Raw genomic sequence first — 1325 nt, 5'->3', positions numbered from 1 at the left:
CAACCCAGGCTAGATCTGCAATCGCATTTGCACCAACTAACTTACCACTACCTTTCAAAGTATGGAAAGCACGACGAAGCTCAGCCAAAGCTTCCTGATTCGCGGCATCAACGTGCAATACTTTAGTCGCCGCTTCGATGTCAGCAGCAACTTCTTCTACTTCTTCAGCAAAGATTTCTAGGATATCTTGATCAATTAACTGCTCATCGCTTTCCTTCGCGACTGACTCTGGCGCTTCACTAGCCGCTTCAGATATGTGGTGAGGGGAAATATGCGTAGTTGCATCCGATCCATTCGTCACGCCAAGCTTATGCAAGCTTTCACGCGCAACTTCCAAGAAGCGGTCGCTTTCTGGAGCACCTTCAGAGAGGCGTTCGATGTAGTACTCAATACTACTAATTGCATCAGCTAAGCGATCTAGCTCTGACCAATCAGGCTTTACTGTCTCTCGAATTAAACGTTCGCTGATATATCGACTGCAGCCACTAATCAATTCAGCAGCTTCTTCCAAAGGAATAATCTGTAAGCCACCACGAACACTTTCTAGAATCGCGGGAACACCCTCAATCTGCTTGATATCCCAATTAGAAGTAATAAAACCAACAATGCCATTTTTAGCTAATTCAATTGATGCTTTAGATGCCTCAATCACTGCTGCATTAGCATTCTCAAATTGCTCAACCGGCACGGCATTAGCAGCCTCAGGGCCTTCAGCGAGATGTCGAACTTGAACTTCAACAGACAAAATCGCGTCAGCAAGATTCATCATTGAGTCTTGATCAACCGAAACAAAGTCTTTGCTATCTAAGACATTGATCTGCTCTTCTAGAACTTTTTCTGCATCAGAGATACCGACCATTTGTAGCGAACTGGCCATCTGACGAAGCGCCGGAATTAACTCTTTCAAGTCATCGACTTGAGCGCTCTGATCTCGGGATACAAGGTCAATTTTATCTTTGAAAGAAGCAAGCTCTTCCATCAAAACAGAAGCAATCGTACTTAGCGTTGATTTATCTGGGCCAAGAATCTCTTTTTCTGGGTCGTCATCGATTTGCAATCCAAATTGATCGCGCAATGAAGTAATTCGCTCCGATGAAGCGTCGCTTGTTGCAACATAATAAAGAAGATTTTCCAACAAAGATGTCGGCACTAAACGTGTCATCGCATCATCAGCTTCTTCAATCATAGCCTTAAGCTGAATATCAAGTTCACGCAGTAATTGCTTTTGCGCGCTGCCTAGGCTCTCTTCAGATGCATTCAAGGTCTCTAAGAAGGCGTAAGCAATCGTCCACAATTGACCTAAAGGACTTCCTTTACTGAATTTT

1 protein-coding gene is annotated in these 1325 nt (G+C 44.0%); it reads right to left on the bottom strand.

Annotated features, from left to right (window positions below; translation table 11 throughout):
- The coding region (locus A3738_RS17670; RefSeq protein ID WP_197473899.1) for an Hpt domain-containing protein at window positions 1-1325 on the bottom strand (1325 nt) is incomplete at both ends.

Source organism: Oleiphilus sp. HI0066 (genome assembly GCF_001635725.1).
Note: the sequence above shows the minus strand (reverse complement) of the source record. Positions and strands in the feature narration are given on the sequence as shown.